The organism is Streptomyces sp. NPDC096205, from assembly GCF_044763135.1.
Classification (GTDB): Bacteria; Actinomycetota; Actinomycetes; order Streptomycetales; family Streptomycetaceae; genus Streptomyces.
This window is the reverse complement of record NZ_JBIWFS010000009.1, coordinates 147,761-170,247: the sequence shown is the minus strand read 5'-3', so window position 1 is coordinate 170,247 and position 22,487 is coordinate 147,761. Positions and strand designations below refer to the sequence as shown.

Below are 22,487 nucleotides of genomic sequence, written 5' to 3'. Positions count from 1 at the left end.
CCCTCAGCCCTCCGCGATCACCACCGCCGAGGCCACTCCCGCGTCATGGCTGAGCGACACATGCCAGGCACGGACGCCGAGTTCGGCCGCGCGCGCCGCAACGGTGCCCCGTACGCGAAGGCGTGGCTGCCCGCTGTCCTCGACGTACACCTCGGCGTCCGTCCAGTGCAGGCCCGCCGGTGCGCCCAGTGCCTTGGCCAGGGCCTCCTTCGCCGCGAAGCGGGCGGCCAGTGAGGCCTTGCCGCGGCGTTCTCCGCCGGGGAGCAGCAACTCGCTGTCCAGGAAGAGGCGTCGGGCGAGTCCGGGCGTGCGTTCCAGGGACGCGGCGAAACGGTCGATCTCCGCCACGTCGATACCGACCCCGATGATGCTCATGCCGAGCACCCTAGACGGCCCCGGTGCCTCCGCTCGTCGCTCGTACGCCCGGGTGACTCCCGCCGCGCGGCGCCCCCACGGCCGTGCGGCGGGCCGTTTTGCTGAATCGTGTGATGAGTGGACCGACTGTCTCCAGAAGCGTCGCCGTACTCCTCTGCGCCCTGACCCTGCTGTTCGCCGGCACCGCGGCCGCCGCCCCCGTGCCGCCCGCGCCCGCGGGGGCGTACGACCCGGTCGAGTACGTGCCTCTCGGGGACGTCGTCACGCGCGTGATGTGCAGCAAGCGGACCGGGCCCTATCAGCGGCAGGTCGAGAAGTGGCTGAAGCGGAAGGCGGACGGGAAACAGTCGGCGGCCGACTGCCGGGCGATCAGGGCATTCCAGCTCAAGTACGGCATCAAGCCCGCCATCGGCTTCGCCGGGCCCGTCACCTGGGCGCACATGATGCTGCTGTCCGCGCGGAAGAACCCCAACGCGGCGAAGAAGTGCCCGGTGCGGACGTACCGGGTCGCCTGTGTGGACCTCGCCCGGCAGGTGACGTGGGTGCAGAAGGGGAAGAAGGTCGTCTACGGGCCCGTACCGATGAGGAGCGGGCGGGCCGGGTACCGGACGCGGACCGGGTGGCACACCGTCTACTGGCGGCACAAGAACCATGTGTCCACGCTGTACGGCCAGCCCATGCCCTACGCCCAGTTCTTCGACGGAGGGCAGGCCTTCCACGCCGTGTACGGGACCATCTTCACCACCGTCGGGTCGATGGGCTGCGTCAACCTGCGGCTGGGCGACGCCAAGAAGCTGTGGGGCGTGCTGAAGAAGGGCGACCGGGTGTACGTGTGGGGTCGCCGGCCGGGGACGTGAGCCCGTGCCCGCCCGGCGCTGTCCGGCCCCTCTGAGACACTGGGCGGGATGAGTGAGACTGCGTTCCTGCCCTCCGCCCCGCTGCGCGCCCGCGCCGAGATCGACCTGGCCGCGCTGCGGGCCAATGTGCGCACCCTGCGGGAGAAGGCGTCGGGCGCGGCCGTCATGGCCGTGGTGAAGTCCGACGCGTACGGCCACGGGGCGGTGCCGTGCGCCCGCGCGGCTCTGGCGGCGGGAGCGACCTGGCTGGGCACGGCCACACCCGAGGAGGCCCTGGCGCTGCGGGCCGCCGGGCTGAACGACGTACGCATTCTGTGCTGGCTGTGGACGCCCGGCGGGCCCTGGCGCGAGGCGATCGAGGCCGACGTCGACGTGTCCGTCAGCGCCATGTGGGCCCTGCGCGAGGTCACCGCGGCCGCCCGGCAGGCGGGGACCCCCGCGCGGGTGCAGCTCAAGGCCGACACCGGTCTTGGCCGGGGCGGCTGCCAGCCGGGCGCCGACTGGGCCGAGCTGGTCGCCGAGGCCCTGCGCGCCGAGCGCGAGGGGCTGATCCGGATCACCGGCCTGTGGTCGCACTTCGCCTGCGCCGACGAGCCCGGCCATCCGTCGATCGCCGCCCAGCTCACCCGGTTCCGGGAGATGCTGGCGTACGCCGAGCAGCAGGGCGTACGCCCCGAGGTGCGGCACATCGCCAACTCGCCGGCCACGCTCACGCTGCCCGAGACCCACTTCGACCTGGTCCGCACCGGCATCGCCGTCTACGGCATCTCGCCCGCCCCCGAGCTGGGCACCCCGGCCGAGCTGGGCCTGCGCCCGGTGATGACGCTGTCGGCGTCCCTGGCCCTGGTCAAGCATGTGCCCGGCGGCCACGGCATCTCCTACGGCCACCACTACACGACCCCCGGCGACACCACCCTCGCCCTGGTCCCGGTCGGCTACGCGGACGGCATCCCGCGCCACGCCTCCGGCGCCGGGCCGGTCCTGATCGGCGGCAAGTGGCGCACGGTCGCGGGGCGGATCGCGATGGACCAGTTCGTCGTCGACCTCGGCGGGGACGAGCCGTCGGCGGGCGACGAGGCCGTCCTGTTCGGCCCCGGCGACCGCGGCGAGCCCACCGCCCAGGACTGGGCGCAGGCCGCGGGCACCATCGCGTACGAGATCGTCACCCGGATCGGAAGCCGTGTGCCCCGCGTCCATGTGAACGGGGAAGAACAGGGGTAGCCGACCCCGGACCGAGGTGACACCTAGTTGAGGAGCGGTACGTGAGCGAGAGCAGCGCGGAGGCCGTCGCGGCCGTCGCCTCCGCCACGGGGGCGGTGGCCACCGGGAGCTGGCGCCGGGCCACCGGCATCGCCGGTGTGGCGATAGGTGTCGTCGCGGCGGGCGCGGCGGCCGGCGTCGCCATAGAGCGGCTGACCGTGGGCCGCGGCATGCGGCAGAAGGCCCGCCTCGCCCTGGACTCCGCCGGCCCGTACGGCGCGCTGCGCGGCACGCCCGGCAAGGCGTACGCCGACGACGGCACCGAGCTGTACTACGAGGTCGACGAGGTCGACCCCGAGGGCGGCGGAGCTCCGCGGCGGCGCCGGCTGTTCGGCCGTAAGGCACCCGCCCCCGTCACGGTCGTCTTCAGCCACGGCTACTGCCTCAGCCAGGACTCCTGGCACTTCCAGCGGGCCGCGCTGCGGGGTGTCGTACGGACCGTGCACTGGGACCAGCGCAGCCACGGCCGGTCCGGGCGCGGGGTGGCGCAGGTCCAGGGCGAGGCGCCGCTGAGCATCGACCAGCTGGGGCGTGACCTGAAGGCCGTGATCGACGCGGCCGTGCCGGACGGGCCGATCGTGCTGGTCGGGCACTCCATGGGCGGCATGACCATGATGGCGCTGGCCGCGCAGTACCCCGAGCTGATCCGGGAGCGGGTCGTCGCGGTCGCGCTCGTCGGTACGTCGTCGGGGCGGCTCGGCGAGGTCAACTTCGGGCTGCCCGTCGCCGGGGTGAACGCGGTGCGGCGGGTGCTGCCGGGCGTGCTGAAGGCGCTGGGGCAGCGGGCCGAGCTGGTGGAGAAGGGGCGGCGGGCGACGGCCGACCTGTTCGCCGGGATCATCAAGCGCTACTCGTTCGCGTCCCGGGACGTCGACCCGGCCGTGGCCCGGTTCGCCGAGCGGATGATCGAGGGCACGCCCATCGACGTGGTCGCCGAGTTCTACCCGGCCTTCACCGACCACGACAAGACGGACGCGCTCGCGCACTTCCGTGAGCTGCCGGTGCTGGTGCTGGCCGGGGTGCAGGACCTGGTCACGCCGAGTGAGCACAGCGAGGCGATCGCCGACCTGCTGCCGGACGCGGAGCTGGTGCTGGTGCCGGACGCGGGGCATCTGGTGATGCTGGAGCACCCGGAGGTGGTCACCGACCGGCTCGCCGACCTGCTCACTCGTGCGGGGGCCGTCCCGGCAGGAGCTACCGTGGGTGGCTATGGAAGCAGCAGCACCGCACAGCCGCGTTGAGACCCGGCTGACCGTGACCTCCCCCGACCAGATGCGTGAGCTCGGCCGGCGCCTGGCCGAGGTGGTGCGCGCGGGGGATCTTGTGATGCTCAGCGGGGAGCTGGGCGCGGGAAAGACGACGCTGACCCGGGGGCTCGGGGAGGGGCTCGGGGTGCGGGGGGCCGTCACCTCGCCGACGTTCGTCATCGCCCGCGTGCATCCGTCCCTGGGGGACGGGCCGCCGCTGGTGCATGTGGACGCGTACCGGCTCGGCGGGGGGCTCGACGAGATGGAGGACCTCGACCTCGATGTGTCGCTGCCGGAGTCGGTGGTGGTTGTCGAGTGGGGCGAGGGCAAGGTCGAGGAGCTGACCGAGGAGCGGTTGCAGGTCGTCATTCATCGGGCTGTGGGGGATACGACCGATGAGGTGCGGCGGGTGACGTTGACGGGGCTCGGTGCGCGGTGGGCTTCTGTGGATCTGGATGCGTTGGGCGCCTGAGCGTGTGCCTCCGGCGGTTGTCCGGCGTCTGCCGCGCCGTTGTGGCCGTTCGCGCAGTTCCCCGCGCCCCCGGAGCAGCGTTGTCCCGCTCGGCGTTTCGTGGTTAGGTTTGCCTTACTAACTCCGCCGCCCACTCCAGGAGGCGTTCGTGAGCGCGACTGAACGAGACGACAAACAGCCCAGCGAGCCGTCCGTCATCTCCATGCGCGACCTGCTGGCGGCCTGCGCCGCCGCCACCGTCGTCTCCACGCCGCCCCCGGCGCCCCAGCCGGAGGCGGCTTAGCCCTAGCGGATCACCACGACCCTCCGGCCGATCGTCGCGAACTCCCACATCGCGTCGCCGTCCTTGCGGGACTCGCGGATGCCGCCCGTTCTGCGGCGCGGGTCGGGCGCGGGTGTGGAGCCGTTGCGGGCCGCGCTGAAGCCGACGGCGACGCCTTTGACGCTGGTGAAGCGGACCACGTGCTCGATGGGGGTGCCGTCCGTGCCGGTGACCGTGCTGGAGCGGGAGGTGACGGTGTAGGTGCCGGGGCGGGGGTCGACGGTGCCCGGGGTGACCTTGAAGGTCCGCAGGATCTGGTGGCCGGGGCCGACGAGCCAGACGCGGTCGTCGTCCACCGAGTACACGACACGTTCACCCGATCCGGACCCCGACGGCAGGGCGGCGGGGTGCCTCCTGTCGCGGGGTGCCTTGACGGGGGAGACGTCCGAGGGGGAGAGCGCCTGCGGGTGGCTCAGCTCCGGCGGGACGTTCGCGGAGGCCTGGTAGGTGAGGAAGCCGACCGTGGCGACGGCCGCCGCGGTGAGGGCGGCCACGAACCCCGAGCTGCTGCTTGTCACCGTCGTCCACCTCTGCGTCGTACGTCCCGGTTCGTGGTGACGTTAGCAGTCAGCGCGTGGCCGACCGGGGCGGCCGTGCCCGCAGCGTGGGGGCCGTAGGCTGTTTGCGTGCTCTTGCTCGCTCTGGATACCGCCACTCCCGCCGTCACCGTCGCGCTGCACGACGGCACGGACGTCATCGCCTCGTCGAGCCAGGTGGACGCGCGCCGGCACGGCGAGCTGCTGCTGCCGGCCGTGGACCGTGTGCTGGCCGAGGCCGGACTGAAGCTCGACGCCGTCACCGGCGTCGTCGTCGGCATCGGCCCCGGCCCCTACACCGGTCTGCGCGTCGGTCTGATGACCGCCGACACCTTCGCCCTCGCGCTCGGCGTGCCCGTGCACGGCGTGTGCACGCTGGACGGCCTGGCGTATGCCGCCGACATCGAGAAGGGCCCCTTCGTCGTGGCGACCGACGCCCGGCGCAAGGAGGTCTACTGGGCGACGTACGCCGACTCCCGGACCCGGCTCACCGACCCGGCCGTCGACCGGCCCGCCGACATCGCCGAGAGGGTGGCCGGACTGCCCGCCGTAGGTGCCGGTGCGCTGCTCTACCCGGACACCTTCCCCAGCGCCCATGAGCCCGAGCATGTGTCGGCCGCGGCGCTGGCGTCGCTGGCCGCCGAGAAGCTCGCCGCGGGCGAGGAGCTCGAAGCGCCCCGGCCGCTGTATCTGCGCCGGCCGGACGCGCAGGTGCCCAAGAACTACAAGGTGGTCACCCCCAAGTGACCGCGCCCGTGACGACCCCGCGACTGCGCGAGATGCGCTGGTGGGACATCGACCCCGTGCTGGACCTGGAGAAGGACCTCTTCCCCGAGGACGCCTGGTCGCGGGGCATGTTCTGGTCCGAACTGGCCCATGCGCGGGGCCCCGGCTCCACCCGCCGCTATGTGGTCGCCGAGGACGGCGGGCGGATCGTCGGCTACGCGGGCCTGGCCGCCTCCGGCGGACTCGGCGATGTGCAGACCATCGCCGTGGCCCGCGACCAGCAGGGCACCGGGCTCGGCGCGCGGCTGCTGAGCGAGCTGCTGCGCGCGGCGACCGCCTTCGAGTGCTCGGAGGTCATGTTGGAGTGCCGGGTGGACAACACCCGCGCCCAGCGGCTGTACGAACGCTTCGGCTTCGAACCCATCGGGTTCAGGCGCGGGTACTACCAGCCGGGGAACGTGGACGCCCTGGTGATGCGCCTGAACGACCCAGCGAACGCACAAGGAACCGAGAACAATGGCTGACGAACCCCTCGTACTGGGGATCGAGACCTCCTGCGACGAGACCGGCGTCGGCATCGTCCGGGGCACCACGCTCCTCGCGGACGCCGTCGCCTCCAGCGTCGACGAGCACGCCCGGTTCGGCGGCGTCGTGCCCGAGGTGGCCTCGCGCGCCCATCTGGAGGCGATGGTCCCCACCATCGACCGTGCGCTGAAGGAGGCCGGCGTCAGCGCCCGTGACCTCGACGGCATCGCGGTCACCGCGGGGCCGGGCCTCGCGGGCGCGCTGCTGGTCGGCGTCTCGGCGGCCAAGGCCTACGCCTACGCCCTGGGCAAGCCGCTGTACGGCGTCAACCACCTCGCCTCGCACATCTGCGTCGACCAGCTGGAGCACGGCCCGCTGCCCGAGCCGACGATGGCCCTGCTGGTCAGCGGCGGCCACTCCTCGCTGCTGCTGTCCTCCGACATCACCTCCGACGTCCGCCCGATGGGCGCCACCATCGACGACGCGGCCGGCGAGGCCTTCGACAAGATCGCCCGCGTGCTGAACCTCGGCTTCCCCGGCGGCCCGGTCATCGACCGTTACGCGCGCGAGGGCGACCCGCAGGCCATCGCGTTCCCGCGCGGGCTGACCGGGCCGCGCGACCCGGCGTACGACTTCTCCTTCTCCGGTCTGAAGACGGCCGTGGCCCGCTGGATCGAGGCCAAGCGCGCCGCGGGCGAGGAGGTGCCGGTGCGTGATGTGGCGGCCTCCTTCCAGGAGGCGGTCGTCGACGTGCTCACCCGCAAGGCCGTACGGGCCTGCAAGGACGAGGGCGTCGACCACCTGATGATCGGCGGCGGTGTCGCGGCCAACTCGCGGCTGCGGGCGCTCGCCCAGGAGCGCTGCGAGCGGGCGGGCATCCGGCTGCGGGTGCCGCGGCCGAAGCTGTGCACCGACAACGGCGCGATGGTGGCCGCCCTCGGCGCCGAGATGGTCGCCCGGGGCCGGGCCGCCTCCAGCTGGGACCTGTCGGCCGACTCCTCCCTGCCGGTGACGGACCCTCATGTGCCGGGTCACGACCATGTGCACGAGGTCAGCAAGGAGAACCTGTACCCGTGACGGTCGCCCTGATGTGGGAGGCGCGGGCCGTGCCCGGCCGGGGCGGGGAACTGCTCGCCTGGGCACGCGCGCAGGAGTCGGCCGGCGGACCCCTGCTGCGCCGCGAGACCTTCCGCGCGCCGCAGGACCGGGTCCTGGTCATCACCTGGTGGGACGCGCCCTACGACGCCGACCTCCCCGAACTGCCGGAGCCGGACGGGGAGTTGGTGACCCGGGCGGTACACCGCTGGCGGTTCGAGTCGGTCGGCTGACCTCGCCCTTCCTACAGCCCCAGCAGCTGCGCCAGGGTGCTCGCGCAGCAGCCTTCAGCTGGACGGAAGTTGGGCCGTCACCTCGCAGCGCAGCCGGCGTGTTCCGTCCAGGACGCGCGTGTCCCCGGTCAGCCGCAGCCGCGCGGTGTGCCGTACGTCCGTGCTGGACGCGCCCACCCGCAGCTCCAGGTCGCCCGGTTCGACGATCCGCCGGCCGCGTGTGTCCGTGAAGGAGGACAGGTCGGCGTGGAAGCGGAAGGTGACGCGGGCGGCCTCGCCGGGGTCGAGGTCGAGGCGGTGGTAGCCGACGAGGCGGATGTCGGGGCGGGTGACGGAGGCCACGGGATCGTGCAGATAGAGCTGGACGACCTCGGTGCCCGCGCGGTCGCCGGTGTTGCGGACGGTGAGCGCCAGGTCGAGGGAGCCGTCGGTGGCGATGTCCGTGCCGTCGGTGAAGTCCTCCCAGGCGAAGGTCGTGTAGGAGCGGCCGTGCCCGAAGGGGTACAGCGGCGTCGGGTCGAGGCTGCTGACGTCCCCGGCCAGTCCGAGCGGCGGCTGGAGGTAGGTCCAGGGCTGCCCGCCCGGCCCGCGCGGCACGCTCACCGGGAGGCGGCCGGAGGGGTTCACCCGGCCGGACAGCACGCCCGCGAGCGCGGGGCCGCCCTCCTCGCCGGGGAAGAAGGCCTGCACGGTCGCGGCCAGCCGGTCGTGCCAGCGGCCCAGCGCGTAGGGGCGGCCGGTGAGCAGCACCAGCACCACCGGGACGCCGGTGGCGAGGAGCGCGTCGAGCAGCTCGCCCTGGACGCCGGGCAGCTGCAGGTCGGCCACGTCGCAGCCCTCGCCGGAGGTGCCCCGCCCGAACAGGCCGGAGCGGTCGCCGAGCACCGCCACGCACACATCGGCCTCGGTGGCCCGCGCGACGGCCTCCTCGAAACCGGCCGTGTCCGGGGTGTCCACCCCGCAGCCCTCGGCGAACGTCACCTTCGCGTCGGGGAGTTCGGCCCGCAGCGCGTCCAGGACGGTCGGGATGTCGACGCCCATGGGGATCTCGGGGTGCTGGACGCCCACATGGGAGGGGAAGGAGTAGCAGCCGAGCATGGCGAGCGGGTCGGTCGCGCGCGGGCCGACCACCGCGATCCGGGCGTCCGGGGACAGCGGCAGTGTGCCGTCGGGGTCGGCCAGCAGCACGACCGACTGCTCGGCGAGGCGCCGGGCCAGCGCGCGGTTCTCCGCCGAGTCCAGATCGACCGACTCGGGTACCTCGGGCTGCCAGTCCTCGTCCAGCAGGCCCAGCTCGCACTTCTGCAGCAGGACCCGGCGGGCCGCCCGGTCCACCAGCTCCTCGGGAATCCGGCCTTCCTGTACGGCGGTCAGCAGCGGGTCGCCGTAGCAGTCCAGGGTCGGCAGCTCGACGTCCACGCCCGCCGCGAGGGCCGCGTGCGCCGCCTCGGCCGAGCCGGCGGCCACCCGGTGCAGGGTGCGCAGGAAGTCGACGCCGAAGTAGTCGGAGACGACCGTGCCGGTGAACCCCCAGGTCTCCCTGAGGAGTTCGGTCAGCAGCCGGGCGTCGGCGGTCGCGGGCACGCCGTCCGTCTCGTTGTACGCCGCCATCACCGACCGCGCCCCGCCCTCGCGCAGCGCCATCTCGAACGGCGGCAGCGTCACGTCCCCGAACTCGCGCACACCCGCGCGCACGGGGGCGAGGTTGCGGGCGCCCGCGGAGGACGCGTACCCGGCGAAGTGCTTGAGCGTGGCCACGATGCCGGCCGACTCCAGGCCCCGCACATAGGCGGCGCCGATGGTGCCCACCAGGTACGGGTCCTCGCCGATGGTCTCCTCGACACGGCCCCAGCGCGCATCGCGTACGACGTCCAGGACCGGCGCGAGGCCCTGGTGGACGCCGACCGTGCGCAGGTCGCGGCCGATGCTGCGGGCCATCTCCTCGACCAGGGCGGGGTCGAAGGAGGCGCCCCAGGCGAGCGGCACCGGGTAGGCGGTCGCGCCCCAGGCGGTGAAGCCGGCCAGGCACTCCTCGTGGGCCATCGCCGGGATGCCGAAGCGGCTCGCGGCGGCGATGGTGCGCTGGGCCGCGGCCAGGGAGCGGGCGCCGGCCGCCGCCTCGACGGGGGCCGTGCCGAAGGGGCGGGTGAGCTGTCCGAGCCCGTGGGTGATCAGCTCCTCCCACTCGTAGTCGGCGTTCATCTGGTCCTGGTGGGGGGCGACGCCGTCGCCGTCGGTGCCGGCGCCCACCCAGACGCCGTACAGCTGGGCGGTCTTCTCCTTCAGGGACATCCGGGAGAGCAGGTCGTCGACGCGGGCGGAGGCGGGCAGGGCGCGGTCGCGCCAGGGGGCGGTGGTCATGAAACTCCTGTCAGAGTCGGGTGGGACGGCGGGTTGGCGTCGGTTCACTTGCCGCCCACGCCCATCAGGCCGCCGACGAGGGCGCGCCGGGCCACCAGGTAGACGGCGAAGATGGGGATGCCGGAGAGGACGACCGAGGCGAGCAGGGCGGGGATGTTCACGCCGAACTGGCTGACGTAGTTGAACAGGCCGAGGGTCAGCACCCGCGGTTCGTCGGACTGGGTGAAGATCAACGGGAAGAGGAAGCCGTTCCAGGCCTGGAGCGCCGAGTAGATGACGACCGTGCTGATGCCGCCCTTGGCCAGCGGGATCGTCAGCCGGAAGAGCTGCCTGAGCGCGCTCGCCCCGTCCAGCGCCATCGCCTCGTACAGCTCCTCCGAGATGTCCCGGAGCGTGCCGACGAGCACCAGCACCGAGACCGGCATCGCGAACGCGGCCGTCGGCAGGATGACCGCGAGGAGGGTGTCGTACAGGTCGAGCTTGGCGATCAGCAGGTACAGCGGGACGACCACCGCCTGCGCGGGGATCGCCACGCCCAGCAGGAACAGCCGGAAGGCGGCGCCGGACCAGCGGTCGCGGGTGCGGACGACGGCGTAGGCGAGCGGCACGCACAGCGTGAGCACGATGCCGACGACGGCGACCGCGACGATCGCGGTGTTGCTCAGCAGATGCCAGAAGCCGCTGTGCAGCACGGTGTTGTAGTTGTCGAGGGTCGGTTGCGCGGGCGGCTTGAGGGGGTTGCCGGTGAGCGCCTGGTCGGGGCCGGTCAGGGACGCGGAGAGCATCGCGTAGACCGGGATCAGCACGATCACCAGCCAGATCAGCGCGCCGAATCCCGCGACCGGGTTGGGACGCCGCGTCCAGTGGCGCCTGCGGCGAGAGGGCTTGTCCGGCGGCGGTGTCCTGCGGCCGGAAGTCTTCGCCGGGCGCGGCAGCGTGTCGTGGGACATCTCGTCACATCCCTTCGCGGGTGCTGCGCATGCCGCCGAAGCCGGTGAGCTTGACCAGCAGCAGGGACAGTCCGGTGGCGGCGAGGACCAGGAAGGAGGCGATGGCGCTGGCGTAGCCGAAGTCGTAGGAGCGGAAGCCCGCCTCGTACATCAGGTACGGCAGGATCGCGGTGTCCGTGCCGGGGCCGCCCTTGGTCAGGATCAGGACCGTCTCGAAGTAGGTCAGGGAGCCCACCACGATCAGCACCGTTGAGGTGGTCATGGTGTGCCGCAGCTGCGGCAGCGTGATGGAGAAGAACTGGCGGTAGCGTCCGGCGCCGTCGATGGCCGCCGCCTGGTAGAGGACCGGCGGGATCTGGCGGGCGCCGCCCTGGTAGATCAGGGTGTGCAGCGGGATGAACTGCCAGCCGCCGACGAAGACGATCGCGAGGAAGGCACCGGAGGACGAGCCCAGGATGTCCTTCTGGATGATGCCGAAATTCGGGTCGAGCAGCGCGTAGAAGAGCAGCGCGACGGCGGTCGACGACAGCAGCAGCGGCACGAAGAAGATCGCCGAGAGCACGGCCCGGTTGCGCTGCGGCCCCGCCGCCCACACGCCGAGCAGCAGCGAGACGACGGTCTGGAACAGCCAGCTGGTCACGGTCAGCATCACGGTGAGCTTGAGGGACTGGGTCAGCCGTGGGTCGTCGAGGAGCTTCTGCCAGTTCTCCAGGCCCACCGGGCGCGGGTCTCCCAGGCCGTCCCAGGAGGTGAAGGACAGATAGAAGGCCAGCGCCATCGGGACGACGGCGAAGAAGGTGAAGAACAGCACGCCCGGCAGGGCCCAGGAGGCGTGCGGGCGGATCCTGGTGGTCCGGGGGCCCGTCCTGGTGTTCGGGGAGCGCATGCTGGTGTCCCGGGGACGCATCCTGGTGGAGCTCACTTCAGCCCCTTGCACGCCGCCACGAAGTCGCTCGGCGAGGACTTGCCCGCGAACAGCTTGCCGATCTCCGTCTGCATCCGGGTGCCCAGCTCGTCACCGAGGGCCTGGTCCCAGGAGAGCGTGAAGGAGGGGGCGTCCTCGACCAGCTTGTACTGGAACAGGGCGTACTCGGCGTTCGGGGCGTCGCCCAGCAGCAGAGCCGCGTTCGACGTGGTGGGGACGTCGCCGTTGGCGACCAGCGCGCGGGCGTACTCCTTGGACGCGCAGTCCTTGAGGAAGGCGATCGCGGCGTCCTTGTTGCGGGTACGGGCGTTGATCGACCAGTAGTTGGTGGGGTTGCCGACCACGCTGCGCGGGGAGCCCTTGCCGCCCTCGATCTGCGGGAAGGCCGCCCAGCCCAGGTTCTTCTTCGCGAAGTCGGGGAACTTGCCGAGCTGCGTGGAGTACTCCCAGGAGCCCATCAGGTGCATGGCCGCCTTGCCCCGCGCGAAGACCGCGGGGGCGCCGCCGTTGACGTACGACACGGACGTGAACTTCGAGCCGAAGGCGCCGTCGTCGATCAGCTCCTTGACCATCTCGGCGGCCTTCAGCACCGCCGGGTCGCCCCAGCCCTCGGCGTCGCCGTCCTGGATGCGCTTGAACACCTCGGGGCCGCCGAGCCGGTCGACCAGGTACTCCAGCCACATCAGCTCCGGCCACACGTCGGAGCCGCCGAGCGCGAACGGGGTGATGCCGGCCTTCTTGAGCTTGGTGTTGATGTCGAGCAGCTGGTCCCAGGTGGTGGGCGGCTGGAGGTTCTGCTCGGCGAAGACGGTCTTGTTGAAGAAGAGGATCACCGGCTGCATGCCGCGCATCGGGATGCCGTAGTGGCGCCCCTTGAGGTCGCCCGCCGCGAGGACGGAGGGCAGGAAGCCGCTCTTCAGGACCGGGTCGTTCTCGATGATGTCGGTGAGGTCGACGAGCTTGCCCGCCTCCTCGTACGCCTTGATGGAGCCGCCGCCCCAGTTGAAGAACATGTCCGGCGCGCTGGGCGAGCCCATGGCCGTGCGCAGCTTGGGCGAGTAGTCGGAGCCGGGCACCTTCTGCAGGCGGATCCGGCCGCCGGTCTTCTTGGCGGCGGCGGAGGCGTTGAAGCGGTCGACCGCGGCCTGCTGCACCTTCACGGCGTCGTCGCCGTAGACGAAGGCGGTGACCGTGCCGCCGCTTCCGCTCTGGCCGCCGCTGTCGCCGCAGGCGGCCAGGGCGGGCGTGGTGAGCGCGGCGGCACCGCGCCGAGGACCCAGCGCCTGCTGAACGTGCGTCCGCCGTCGGACGGCTTGGAGGACGGCGTGGTGGACCCCATGACAGCACCTCTCCCGGGAAGTGTCAGAACCTGTGTCGAACGAACTGAGCGAAAGATTCGGGCTGAATTACGAATGTTCCGGGAAGGTATGGCGACAGAGGGGGTCCGTCAAGACCGTGTGCAGAGATACGATCGCCGACATGACAGCTCCGGAATCCGCTGAAGCCCATACGGCAGCCCGCTCGGCGCAGACCGCGACCCTCGCCGAGATCGCCCGCGAGGCCGGGGTCTCCGCGCCGACTGTTTCGAAGGTCCTCAACGGCAGAGCCGATGTGGCGCCCGGGACACGGATGCGCGTCGAGGAGCTGCTGCGCGCCCACGGCTACCGGCGCCGACGCGCCGAGGCGACCCGCTCCCCGCTGATCGACCTGGTCTTCCACGAGCTGGAGAGCGCCTGGGCGCTGGAGGTCATCCGGGGCGTGGAGAACGTGGCGCGCGACGCCGGGCTGAGCGTCGTGCTCTCCGAGATCGCCGGGCGCCTCACCCCGGGCCGCACCTGGGCCGACCAGGTCGCGGCCCGCCGCCCGCACGGCGTGATCCTGGTGCTGTCCGAGCTGGACGAGTCCCAGCGGGCGCTGCTGACCAGCCGCTCCATCCCGTTCGTGGTGATGGACCCGGCCGGCGACCCGGGCTCCGACGTGCCCTCGATCGGCGCCACCAACTGGCAGGGCGGCCTCGCCGCGACCCGGCACCTGGTGGAACTCGGCCACACCCGCATCGGCGCGATCAGCGGGCCCCTGCGGATGATGTGCAGCCGCGCCCGCGTCGACGGCTACCGGGCCGCGCTGGAGACGGCCGAGCTGCCGGTGGACCCCTCGCTGGTCGTCACCGGCGACTTCCACCACGAGGCCGGCTACCGGCTGGGCCTGGAGCTGCTGCGCCGCCCCGACCGGCCGACCGCCGTCTTCGCGGGCAACGACCTCCAGGCGCTCGGGCTGTACGAGGCCGCGCGCGAGCTGGGGCTGCGCGTCCCGGAGGACCTGAGCGTGGTCGGCTTCGACGATCTGCCGGTGGCCCGCTGGGTGGGCCCGCCGCTGACGACCGTACGGCAGCCGCTGACCGAGATGGCCGAGGCGGCGGCCCGGCTGGTGCTGGAGCTGGCGCGCGGCGATGCGGGCGCCCCGGCGGCGACGCGGGTGGAGCTGGCGACGAGCCTGGTGGTGCGCAGCAGCACGGCCGCGCCCGCAGCGGTCTGAGGGGCCCCTGGGTGTCGCCGGCCGGAAGGTGACCTATTGACGAGTGGGGCGGGCGCCCCCACACTCCTCCGAAGCCAATCGGTTGCACCACCGAAACATTCGGAACTTTCGGAGGCACCCGCACATGAGATCCCTCAGATCCGGCCTCGTCACTCTCGTCACCGGACTCACCGCGCTCGGCGCCCTGCTCGTGGCGGCGCCCGGAGCCCAGGCCGCCGACACACCCCTGCGCGACCTCGCCGCCGCCAAGGGCAAGGTCATCGGCTCGGCGGTGAACCCCGCCAAGCTCACCGGCACCTACGGCGACATCGCCGGCCGCGAGTTCAACTCGGTCACCCCCGACAACGCCATGAAGTGGGAGTCGGTCGAGCCGAGCCGGGGCAGCTTCAACTGGGCCCCGGCCGACCAGGTCGCCAGCTTCGCCACCGCCCACAACCAGCAGGTGCGCGGCCACACGCTGGTCTGGCACAGCCAGAACCCGGGCTGGCTGACCAACGGCACCTGGACCCAGGCGCAGTTGAGCAGCATCCTCCAGGACCACATCACCACCGAGATGACCCGCTACAAGGGCCGTATCGCCGCCTGGGACGTGGTCAACGAGGCGTTCAACGAGGACGGCACCTACCGGTCGACGATCTGGTCCAACGGTCTCGGCCAGGACTACATCGCGCAGGCCCTGACCTGGGCGCGGGCCGCCGACCCCGGCGCCAAGCTGTACATCAACGACTACAACGTCGAGGGCGTCAACGCGAAGTCCACCGCCCTGTACAACCTGGTGAAGTCGCTGAAGGAGCGCGGCGTCCCGGTCGACGGCGTGGGCCTGCAGGCGCACCTGATCCTCGGTCAGGTGCCCTCCAGCCTCCAGCAGAACATCCAGCGCTTCGCCGACCTCGGCGTGGACGTGGCCATCACCGAGCTCGACATCCGGATGCAGCTGCCGGCCACCGACGCCAAGCTCACCCAGCAGGCCGCCGACTACAAGGCCGTCATGGACGCCTGTGTGGCCGTCAGCCGGTGCGTCGGAGCGACGGTGTGGGGCTTCACCGACTCCGACTCCTGGGTCCCGGACGTGTTCGACGGGTACGGCGCGGCGACGCCGTACACCGAGAACTTCGCGCCGAAGCCGGCGTACTACGCGATCGCCGGCTCGCTGGGCGGCGGCACGACCCAGCCTCCGGGTGACGGCTGCACGGCGGTCTACAGCGTCGTCAACCAGTGGAGCACCGGCTTCACCGGGCAGGTGCGGATCTCCTGCTCGGGCGGCTCGCTGTCGTCCTGGCGGGCGAACTGGACCTTCGGAGCCGGACAGCGCGTCACCCAGGCCTGGAACGCGAACTGCACCCAGTCGGGGACGGCCGTCACCTGTTCCAACGCCTCGTACAACGGGACGGTTCCCAACGGGGGTTCGGTGACCTTCGGGTTCAACGGCACGTGGAGCGGGAGCAATCCGGTGCCTGTGGTGACGCTCGGCTGAGGCCGGGCCGAGCTTCTGACATGACGTCAAGCAGAGAAATCTGAGATTTTCCGAAGAAAACATGGTCTGACGTTCCCGCCCGTAATGGTTCGGACGTACGTTCCTGCCCGTGACGGGACGCGACGGGAACGGCAGCGGCGGGAACGAGGACGAGGGCAGAAGAGCGGGCCGGCGGTCGGCAGTGCTGAAGACCGTCGGCCTGACTCTGACGGGGGTGCTGGTACTGGCCGGCGGCGCGGCGGCCTGGGCCTACTGGCGGCTCGACGACAACATCAAGGGCGTCGACATCGACCAGGCGCTGGGCGACGACCGGCCGCCCCGGCCGACGGCGTCGCAGTCCGCCGAGCCGGTGGACAGCGGGCCGCTGAACATCCTGGTGCTGGGCTCGGACACCCGCAGCGGCGCGGAGAACCAGCGGCTCGGCGGTGGGGACAGCGACGGCGGCCGCTCCGACAGCGCGATGATCGTCCACCTCGACCCGGGCCGTACGTCGGCCACGGTGGTCAGCATCCCGCGCGACACCCTGGTCGACCGGCCGTCCTGCCCGCTGCCGTCCGGAGGCACCTCGCAGCCGCGCCAGGGGGCGATGTTCAACTCGGCGTACGCGATCGGCGGTCCGGTGTGCGCGGTGAAGACCGTCGAGGAGCTCACCGACGTACGGATGGACCACTACGTCGAGCTCGACTTCGCCGGGTTCGCGGGGCTCGTGGACGCCGTCGGCGGAGTCACCGTCACCACCGACGAGGACATCGACGACGAGGACAGCCATCTGCGGCTGGACGCGGGCACCCATCTGCTGGACGGCGAGCAGGCCCTCGCCCTGGCCCGCACCCGCCACGGCATCGGCGACGGCAGCGACCTCGGCCGGATCGCCCTCCAGCAGCAGCTCGTCAAGGCCCTGTTGGAGCAGGTCTCCTCGGCGGGCCTGCTCACCGACCCGGGCCACCTCTACCAGGTCGCCGACACGGTGACCTCCGGCCTGACCACCGACACCGGCCTGGACTCGCTCGCCGAGCTGATGAGCCTCGGCCGCAGCCTGACGGGGCTGTCGGCGGACGGGGTGCGGACGGTCATGATGCCGGTCGTGCAGGCGCCCTGGGACCGCAACCGGGTGGTGCCGGACGAGCCGGAGGCCGGCGCGCTGTGGGAGTCGCTGCGCTGAAAAGTTTTTCCGGGGGCGTGTCGATCCGGGAGTCTCCCGTTCGACGCACAGGGTGAGAGCGGGGAAAAACCCCGCCGCAACCCGAGGAGCGACCATGCCCCGCTATCTGTCCCTGGTCCGTATCGAGGAGAACACCATCGACATGGCGTCCGCCGACCCCGGCTTCGAGGAGCGCATGGGCGCGCTGTTCGAGGAGATCACCAAGGCGGGGGTCATGCTGGACACCGCCGGGCTGAAGCCGACCGCCGAGTCCACCCGGGTCACCTGGTCGGAGGGGAAGCTGTCGTACACCGACGGCCCGTTCACCGAGACCAAGGAGGTCGTCGGCGGCTACGCGCTGATGCAGTGCAAGGACATGGCCGAGGCGATCGAGTGGGGGAAGCGGTTCCTGGAGGTCCACCCGCCGCAGTGGACGGTGGGCCTGGAGATCCGCGAGATCGAGGAGATGGGGGGCTGAGTGCACGGCCGCCGTTGTCAGTGCCGTGTGCTGTCATGTGAGGTGTGACGGCACACGGCACAGACGCGGTCGCGGAGACGGTCGACACCGTCTTCCGGATGGAGTCCGCCCGGATCATCGCCGGTGTGGCGCGGATCGTCCGGGATGTCGGCATCGCCGAGGAGATCGCCCAGGACGCGCTCGTCGCCGCCCTGGAGCAGTGGCCCGAGGACGGCATCCCGGACCGGCCGGGCGCCTGGCTGACCGCCACCGCCAAGCACCGCGCCATCGACCTGGTCCGGCGCCGCGAGACGTACGCGCGCAAGCTCGCCGAGGCCGGCCGTGAGCTGTCGGCGGAGTCCGGGGCGGCAGGGGTGTGGGCGGCAGGGGTGTGGGCGGCCGGGGTGTCGGGGACGGCCGGGGTCGCGGGGGCCGTGTACGACCCCGAGCCGTCGGGGCCGGGGGACATCGACGACGACGTGCTGCGGCTGATCTTCACCGCCTGCCACCCGGTGCTGTCCGCCGAGGCCCGCACGGCACTGACCCTGCGGCTCGTCGGCGGGCTGCGCACGGACGAGATCGCCCGCGCCTTCCTGGTCCCGGAACCGACGCTCGCCCAGCGGATCGTGCGCGCGAAACGGACCCTGGCGAAGGCCGGGGTGCCCTTCGAGGTGCCGTACGGGACGGACCGGGCGGCCCGGCTCGGCTCGGTCCTGGAGGTCATCTACCTGATCTTCAACGAGGGGTACGCCGCCACCGCGGGCGACGACCTGCTGCGCCCCGCGCTGTGCGAGGACGCGCTGCGGCTCGCCCGGGTGCTGGCCGCGCTGATGCCGAAGGAACCCGAGGTGCACGGCCTCGCCGCCCTGCTGGAGTTCCAGGCCTCGCGGACGGCGGCACGGACCGGGCCCGACGGGGAGCCGGTGCTGCTCGCGGAGCAGAACCGGCGGCTGTGGAACCGGCTGCTGATCCGGCGCGGCTTCGCCGCCCTGGAGCGGGCCGTCGAGCTGGGCGGCGCCGCCGGTCCGTACGCCCTGCAGGCAGCCATCGCGGGCTGCCACGCGCGTGCGGCGACGTACGCCGGCACCGACTGGCCCCGGATCGCCGCCCTCTACGGCCTGCTCGCCGCCCGCGTCCCGTCCCCGGTGGTCGAGCTCAACCGCGCGGTGGCCGTCTCCATGGCCGACGGCCCCGCCGAGGCCCTCGCCATCGTCGACGCCCTCGCCGCCGAGGGCGCCCTGCGCGACTACCACCTGCTGCCCAGTGTCCGCGGCGACCTGCTGACCCGCCTCGGCCGTACGACGGAGGCGCGCGCGGAGTTCGAACGGGCCGCGGGGCTGGCGCGCAACGACAAGGAGCGCGAGCTGCTGCTGCGCCGCGCGCGGGAAGGGGCGTAGGGCCTGGACGGGCCAGGGGCCGGGGGCCTGGGGCCTGGGGCCTGGGGCCTAGAGGGGCCGGCCGACGAGCATGGTCGGGGCGCCTGCCACGCGCGTGAGGAACACCGTCGCCGCGTTCGGCCCCTGCGGCTTGACCTTCTTGCGCAGCTCCTCCGGCTCGACGGCCGAGCCGCGCTTCTTGACGGTCAGGATGCCGACCTCGCGCTCGCGCAGCAGCGCCTTGAGCTTCTTGACGTTGAAGGGGAGCTGGTCGGTGATCTCGTAGGCGCTGGCGTACGGGGTCGGGCGCAGGGCGTCGGAGGTGACGTAGGCGATGGTCTCGTCGAGGAGGCCGCCGTCGAGGGTCTGGGCCACGTCGGCGACCAGGTGGGCACGGATGACCGCGCCGTCGGGCTCGTAGAGGTAGCGGCCGAGGGGGCGGACCGGCGGGTTGGGCAGGCCGGTGCCGCGCAGGGTGTGCGGGCCGGGCAGCAGGGTCGCGCGGACGGCGCCCGGCTCGGTCCCGAACCACAGCACGGCCTCCTTCACATCGCCGCCGTCCGAGATCCACTCGGCCTCGGCGTCGGCGGGGACGGCCTCGTGCGGGATGCCGGGGGCGATCTTCAGCGCCGCGTGCCGGGCCCGGCCGGCCGCCCCCACGGCCCAGGACAGCGGCGGCGAGTAGGCCTCCGGGTCGAAGATCCGGCCGCGCCCGCCGCGCCGGGCGGGGTCGACGAACACGGCGTCGTACGGGGCCGTGTCGATCTCGGTGACGTCCGCCTCGCGCACCTCGATGAGGTCCGCGAGCCCGAGCGCGTCGGCGTTGGCGCGGGCCGCCTGCGCGGTCAGCGGGTCGCGGTCCACGGCCAGGACGCGGATGCCCGCGCGGGCCAGGGCGATCGCGTCCCCGCCGATCCCGCAGCACAGGTCGGCGACGGAGGTGACGCCGAGGCCCTTGAGCTTGTCCGCGCGGTACGCCGCCACGCTCGCCCGCGTCGACTGCTCGACCCCGTTGGGCGTGAAGAACATCCGCCCCGCGTCCTCGGCCCCGAACTTCGCCACGGCCCGCTGCCGCAGCCGCGCCTGGCCGAGCGCGGCCGAGACCAGCTCGGCCGGGTGCTCGCGGCGCAGCCGGGTGGCGACGGCCAGCTCCTGCGCGGGGTCGGTGCCGCGTACCTCGTCGAGGAGGGCGCGGCCTTCGGGGGTGAGGAGGGCGTCGAGGTCGTTCACCGGGTCATTGTCGGCCAGTCGGTGGATGGTGTGCCCGCGGTGGCGGTGTCGGGCGGGGTTCGGGGCGGGGGACTGCGAGGATCCGGCGCCATGAGACTAGTAGTACAAAATGACAAAAGTCGGGCGTGGTGGGCGGGGGGTCCGTTCGGCCGGGTCCGCGGCCTTCGGGCCCCGGCAGCGCTCGCCGTGCTGGCCGCCGCCGCGGTCGCCTCGGGCTGCGCGGAGGGGGGCGGCTCGGGGGGCTCCGGCGGGCCCGGGGGGTCTGGCGGTCTCGTCGGTTCCGGTGGTCTCGTGGGTTCCGGCGGTTACGGGGACTCGGGCGACTTGGGTGGATCGGGCGACTCGGGTGGATCGGGCGACTCGGGTGGCTCGGACGGTTCGCGCGTCTCGCGAGGTGAGGCGGCTCCCGCCGCCGGGCAGCAGCCGATCCTCAAGGCGCCCCCGGCCCGCGCCCTGGAGTCCTACGCGGCGCGGCTGCGCGCCGAGCACATCGCCCGCGTGGCCGCCGCGAAACGCTGGGGCCTGAAGAAGGTGCCGCTCAGCGCCCCGGCCCCGCCCGCGAAGAAGCCGGTGATCACCACCCGCGAGGGATTCGAGGTCGACGGACACGAGGAGTCGGGCCTCCCGCCCGTCTTCACCACGATCCCCACCCGGCAGAAGGTCGTCTTCCTCACCATCGACGACGGCGCCGAGAAGGACCCGGCGTTCCTGCGGATGATGAGCGAGCTGAAGATCCCGTACACCGCCTTCCTCAGCGACTTCCTGGTGAAGCAGGACTACGGGTACTTCCAGCGGATGCAGGACGGCGGCGTGGCCCTGAACAACCACACCCTGCACCACCCCTACCTGCCGGGCCTGTCCTACGCCGACCAGAAGCGCGAGATCTGCGGCATGCAGGACGTGATCGAGAAGCGCTACGGCAAGCGCCCCGTCCTCTTCCGGCCGCCCTTCGGGAACTACAACGAGGCCACGCTGCGTGCCGCCAAGGCCTGCGGCGTGAAGTACGCCCCGCTGTGGAACGAGGAGGTCTTCGTCGACCGCTGGGAGTACCGCGAGTGGGACCGGAGCCTGCACCCCGGCGACATCGTCCTCAGCCACTTCCGGGGGCGGGAGGAGTGGAAGGGCACCATGCCCGACATGATCCGCCGGTTCCTGAAGAAGGTGACGGACGAGGGGTACGCGGTGGCCCGGCTGGAGGACTACCTGTGACGGTGCGGCGGCTGATCGTGGGCACGCTCACCGTGGCCGCCCTGCTGACGGGCTGCGCCGAGTCCGTCGACCCCGTCGAACGACCGGGCCACAACGCGGCCGAGCGGGCGGCCGACCGGCCTGAGACACCGGGCGTCCGGGGGCAGGGGGACGCCCGGGCACCGGGGAGGGGAGGTGCGGGGGCGGACGGGGATGGTGGCGCCCCGGGAGGAGGGGCGGGCGCGCGTTCCGGTGAAGGTGGCGCATCCGACGCCGGTGAGCCTCGCGCGCGGGTGCCCGGTGGCACGCCTCGCACTGAGGCCGGTGCGCCTCATGGGCCGGGCACCGACGCCGCGGCGCCTCACGCCGCCGGGTCTCGCTCCGAAGTACCTCACCGCGTCGGCTCTCCCACCGGGGTGTCCCGCGACGCTGCACCTTCCACCGAAGCACCTCGCAGCGGTGCCCCACGCTCCGACGCGCGTCAAAATGCTGGGCGGCCCCCTGCCGCCGGGTTGGGTCCCGCGTACCGGCGATGGGGGCTCACCGCGCCGCCGGCCGCCGCGCCGCACCCGGTCGACCGGCCGGACGCGGCGGGCTCCGGGCGCGCGGCCGGCGCGCTGCCGGTCGTCGCGCGGGTGCGGACCCGGGACCGGGTGGTGTTCCTGACGTACGACGACGGCGCCGAGCGGGACCCCCGGTTCGTCGACCTCGTACGAGAACTGCGGCTGCCGGTCAGCCTGTTCCTCACCGACAGCGTCGTAGGACCGGGCTACGCCCACTTCGCGCGGCTGCGCGCGGTCGGCGCGAGCCTGCAGAACCACACGCTCGACCACACCTACCTGCGCGGCCTGCCGTACGCCGGTCAGCGCGCCGCGATCTGCGGGCAGCAGGACAAGCTGCACGCCCGCTTCGGCGTCCGCCCCCGCCTCTTCCGCCCGCCGTACGGCGCGTACGACGCCACCACGCTGAGGGCGGCCGCCGACTGCGGCATCACGGCGGTCGTCCGCTGGGGCGCGACGGTCACCGGCACCCGGGCCCCCGCGGGGCTGGTCCCGGGCGCGATCGTCTCCCTGCCCGCCGACGACCCGACCGCCCCGCCGCTGCGCGACCGCACGGTCGCCGTGCTGCGGGAGATCCAGCGCAAGGGGCTGACGGTGGGGAGGCTGGAGGACTACCTGTAGAGCCCGCTCGGAGACCTGGGA

General features: G+C 72.7%; 22 protein-coding genes and 1 pseudogene. 16 read left to right on the top strand and 7 right to left on the bottom strand.

Going from position 1 to position 22,487, the window contains the following annotated elements; all coding sequences use genetic code 11:
• Positions 1-3: 3 nt before the first annotated feature.
• Positions 4-375: a holo-ACP synthase gene (locus tag ACIQ6Y_RS30270; protein WP_404043652.1), complete on the bottom strand. Its 372-nt coding sequence runs from the start codon at positions 373-375 to the stop codon at positions 4-6.
• Between the two features lie 113 nt (positions 376-488).
• Here ACIQ6Y_RS30270 and ACIQ6Y_RS30265 point away from each other — a divergent pair, with 113 nt between their 5' ends.
• From ACIQ6Y_RS30265 to ACIQ6Y_RS30245, 5 genes are all read left to right on the top strand, one after another.
• Positions 489-1,232, top strand: coding sequence for a L,D-transpeptidase family protein (locus ACIQ6Y_RS30265; protein WP_404043650.1), 744 nt, complete (start codon positions 489-491; stop codon positions 1,230-1,232).
• Between the two features lie 48 nt (positions 1,233-1,280).
• Positions 1,281-2,453, top strand: a complete 1,173-nt coding sequence (gene alr / locus ACIQ6Y_RS30260; protein ID WP_404043648.1) for an alanine racemase — start codon at positions 1,281-1,283, stop codon at positions 2,451-2,453.
• 41 nt (positions 2,454-2,494) lie between these two features.
• On the top strand, positions 2,495-3,733 hold the full coding sequence (locus ACIQ6Y_RS30255; RefSeq protein ID WP_404043646.1) for an alpha/beta fold hydrolase: 1,239 nt from the start codon (positions 2,495-2,497) through the stop codon (positions 3,731-3,733).
• Complete coding sequence (tsaE, locus tag ACIQ6Y_RS30250; RefSeq protein WP_404043644.1) at positions 3,702-4,211, top strand: tRNA (adenosine(37)-N6)-threonylcarbamoyltransferase complex ATPase subunit type 1 TsaE; 510 nt, start codon at positions 3,702-3,704, stop codon at positions 4,209-4,211. The genes ACIQ6Y_RS30255 and tsaE overlap by 32 nt, the downstream gene beginning before the upstream one ends.
• Positions 4,212-4,359: 148 nt before the next feature.
• A complete protein-coding gene (locus ACIQ6Y_RS30245; protein WP_404043642.1) occupies positions 4,360-4,494 on the top strand; it encodes a hypothetical protein in 135 nt (44 codons plus the stop codon).
• 2 nt (positions 4,495-4,496) lie between these two features.
• Here the strand turns inward: ACIQ6Y_RS30245 and ACIQ6Y_RS30240 are convergent, their stop codons facing one another.
• Complete coding sequence (locus tag ACIQ6Y_RS30240; protein ID WP_404043640.1) at positions 4,497-5,051, bottom strand: hypothetical protein; 555 nt, start codon at positions 5,049-5,051, stop codon at positions 4,497-4,499.
• Positions 5,052-5,159: 108 nt separating this feature from the next.
• On the opposite strand from ACIQ6Y_RS30240, the gene tsaB reads away from it, so the two are divergent.
• The 4 genes from tsaB to ACIQ6Y_RS30220 are packed head-to-tail and all read left to right on the top strand — an operon-like array spanning position 5,160 to position 7,648.
• The gene (gene tsaB, locus ACIQ6Y_RS30235; RefSeq protein WP_404043638.1) at positions 5,160-5,816 is read left to right on the top strand and encodes a tRNA (adenosine(37)-N6)-threonylcarbamoyltransferase complex dimerization subunit type 1 TsaB; all 657 of its coding nucleotides are present in this window, start codon (positions 5,160-5,162) and stop codon (positions 5,814-5,816) included.
• The gene (gene rimI, locus ACIQ6Y_RS30230; protein ID WP_404043636.1) at positions 5,813-6,319 is read left to right on the top strand and encodes a ribosomal protein S18-alanine N-acetyltransferase; all 507 of its coding nucleotides are present in this window, start codon (positions 5,813-5,815) and stop codon (positions 6,317-6,319) included. The genes tsaB and rimI overlap by 4 nt, the downstream gene beginning before the upstream one ends.
• Complete coding sequence (gene tsaD, locus ACIQ6Y_RS30225; RefSeq protein ID WP_404043634.1) at positions 6,312-7,397, top strand: tRNA (adenosine(37)-N6)-threonylcarbamoyltransferase complex transferase subunit TsaD; 1,086 nt, start codon at positions 6,312-6,314, stop codon at positions 7,395-7,397. Before rimI ends, tsaD begins: the two co-directional genes overlap by 8 nt.
• The gene (locus ACIQ6Y_RS30220; RefSeq protein WP_404043632.1) at positions 7,394-7,648 is read left to right on the top strand and encodes a hypothetical protein; all 255 of its coding nucleotides are present in this window, start codon (positions 7,394-7,396) and stop codon (positions 7,646-7,648) included. Before tsaD ends, ACIQ6Y_RS30220 begins: the two co-directional genes overlap by 4 nt.
• A gap of 54 nt (positions 7,649-7,702) precedes the next feature.
• Here the strand turns inward: ACIQ6Y_RS30220 and ACIQ6Y_RS30215 are convergent, their stop codons facing one another.
• From ACIQ6Y_RS30215 to ACIQ6Y_RS30200, 4 genes and pseudogenes are all read right to left on the bottom strand, one after another.
• Positions 7,703-10,009, bottom strand: coding sequence for a glycoside hydrolase family 3 N-terminal domain-containing protein (locus ACIQ6Y_RS30215; RefSeq protein ID WP_404043630.1), 2,307 nt, complete (start codon positions 10,007-10,009; stop codon positions 7,703-7,705).
• Positions 10,010-10,053: 44 nt separating this feature from the next.
• Complete coding sequence (locus tag ACIQ6Y_RS30210) at positions 10,054-10,959, bottom strand: carbohydrate ABC transporter permease (protein WP_404043628.1); 906 nt, start codon at positions 10,957-10,959, stop codon at positions 10,054-10,056.
• Between the two features lie 4 nt (positions 10,960-10,963).
• Positions 10,964-11,845: a carbohydrate ABC transporter permease gene (locus ACIQ6Y_RS30205; protein ID WP_404044172.1), complete on the bottom strand. Its 882-nt coding sequence runs from the start codon at positions 11,843-11,845 to the stop codon at positions 10,964-10,966.
• A gap of 32 nt (positions 11,846-11,877) precedes the next feature.
• Positions 11,878-13,223, bottom strand: a pseudogene (locus tag ACIQ6Y_RS30200) (ABC transporter substrate-binding protein).
• Between the two features lie 140 nt (positions 13,224-13,363).
• Between ACIQ6Y_RS30200 and ACIQ6Y_RS30195 the strand changes: the two are divergent.
• The 5 genes from ACIQ6Y_RS30195 to ACIQ6Y_RS30175 all read left to right on the top strand — a co-directional run bounded on the left by ACIQ6Y_RS30195 (position 13,364) and on the right by ACIQ6Y_RS30175 (position 18,888).
• Entirely contained in the window at positions 13,364-14,419 is a 1,056-nt protein-coding gene (locus ACIQ6Y_RS30195; protein WP_404043627.1) for a LacI family DNA-binding transcriptional regulator, read from the top strand.
• Between the two features lie 124 nt (positions 14,420-14,543).
• Positions 14,544-15,893 (top strand): endo-1,4-beta-xylanase, encoded by a 1,350-nt coding sequence (locus ACIQ6Y_RS30190; protein WP_404043625.1) that lies wholly within the window; start codon positions 14,544-14,546, stop codon positions 15,891-15,893.
• Between the two features lie 109 nt (positions 15,894-16,002).
• A complete protein-coding gene (locus tag ACIQ6Y_RS30185; protein WP_404043623.1) occupies positions 16,003-17,055 on the top strand; it encodes an LCP family protein in 1,053 nt (350 codons plus the stop codon).
• A gap of 94 nt (positions 17,056-17,149) precedes the next feature.
• Positions 17,150-17,512: a YciI family protein gene (locus ACIQ6Y_RS30180; RefSeq protein WP_404043621.1), complete on the top strand. Its 363-nt coding sequence runs from the start codon at positions 17,150-17,152 to the stop codon at positions 17,510-17,512.
• 98 nt (positions 17,513-17,610) lie between these two features.
• Complete coding sequence (locus ACIQ6Y_RS30175) at positions 17,611-18,888, top strand: RNA polymerase sigma factor (RefSeq protein WP_404044170.1); 1,278 nt, start codon at positions 17,611-17,613, stop codon at positions 18,886-18,888.
• Between the two features lie 48 nt (positions 18,889-18,936).
• On the opposite strand, the gene ACIQ6Y_RS30170 is transcribed toward ACIQ6Y_RS30175, so the two are convergent.
• Positions 18,937-20,097 (bottom strand): methyltransferase domain-containing protein, encoded by a 1,161-nt coding sequence (locus ACIQ6Y_RS30170; RefSeq protein WP_404043619.1) that lies wholly within the window; start codon positions 20,095-20,097, stop codon positions 18,937-18,939.
• A 324-nt stretch (positions 20,098-20,421) separates the two neighbouring features.
• Between ACIQ6Y_RS30170 and ACIQ6Y_RS30165 the strand changes: the two genes are divergently transcribed.
• Both ACIQ6Y_RS30165 and ACIQ6Y_RS30160 read left to right on the top strand, forming a co-directional pair.
• Positions 20,422-21,306, top strand: coding sequence for a polysaccharide deacetylase family protein (locus ACIQ6Y_RS30165; protein WP_404043617.1), 885 nt, complete (start codon positions 20,422-20,424; stop codon positions 21,304-21,306).
• A 395-nt stretch (positions 21,307-21,701) separates the two neighbouring features.
• Complete coding sequence (locus ACIQ6Y_RS30160; RefSeq protein ID WP_404043615.1) at positions 21,702-22,466, top strand: polysaccharide deacetylase family protein; 765 nt, start codon at positions 21,702-21,704, stop codon at positions 22,464-22,466.
• Positions 22,467-22,487: the final 21 nt, after the last annotated feature.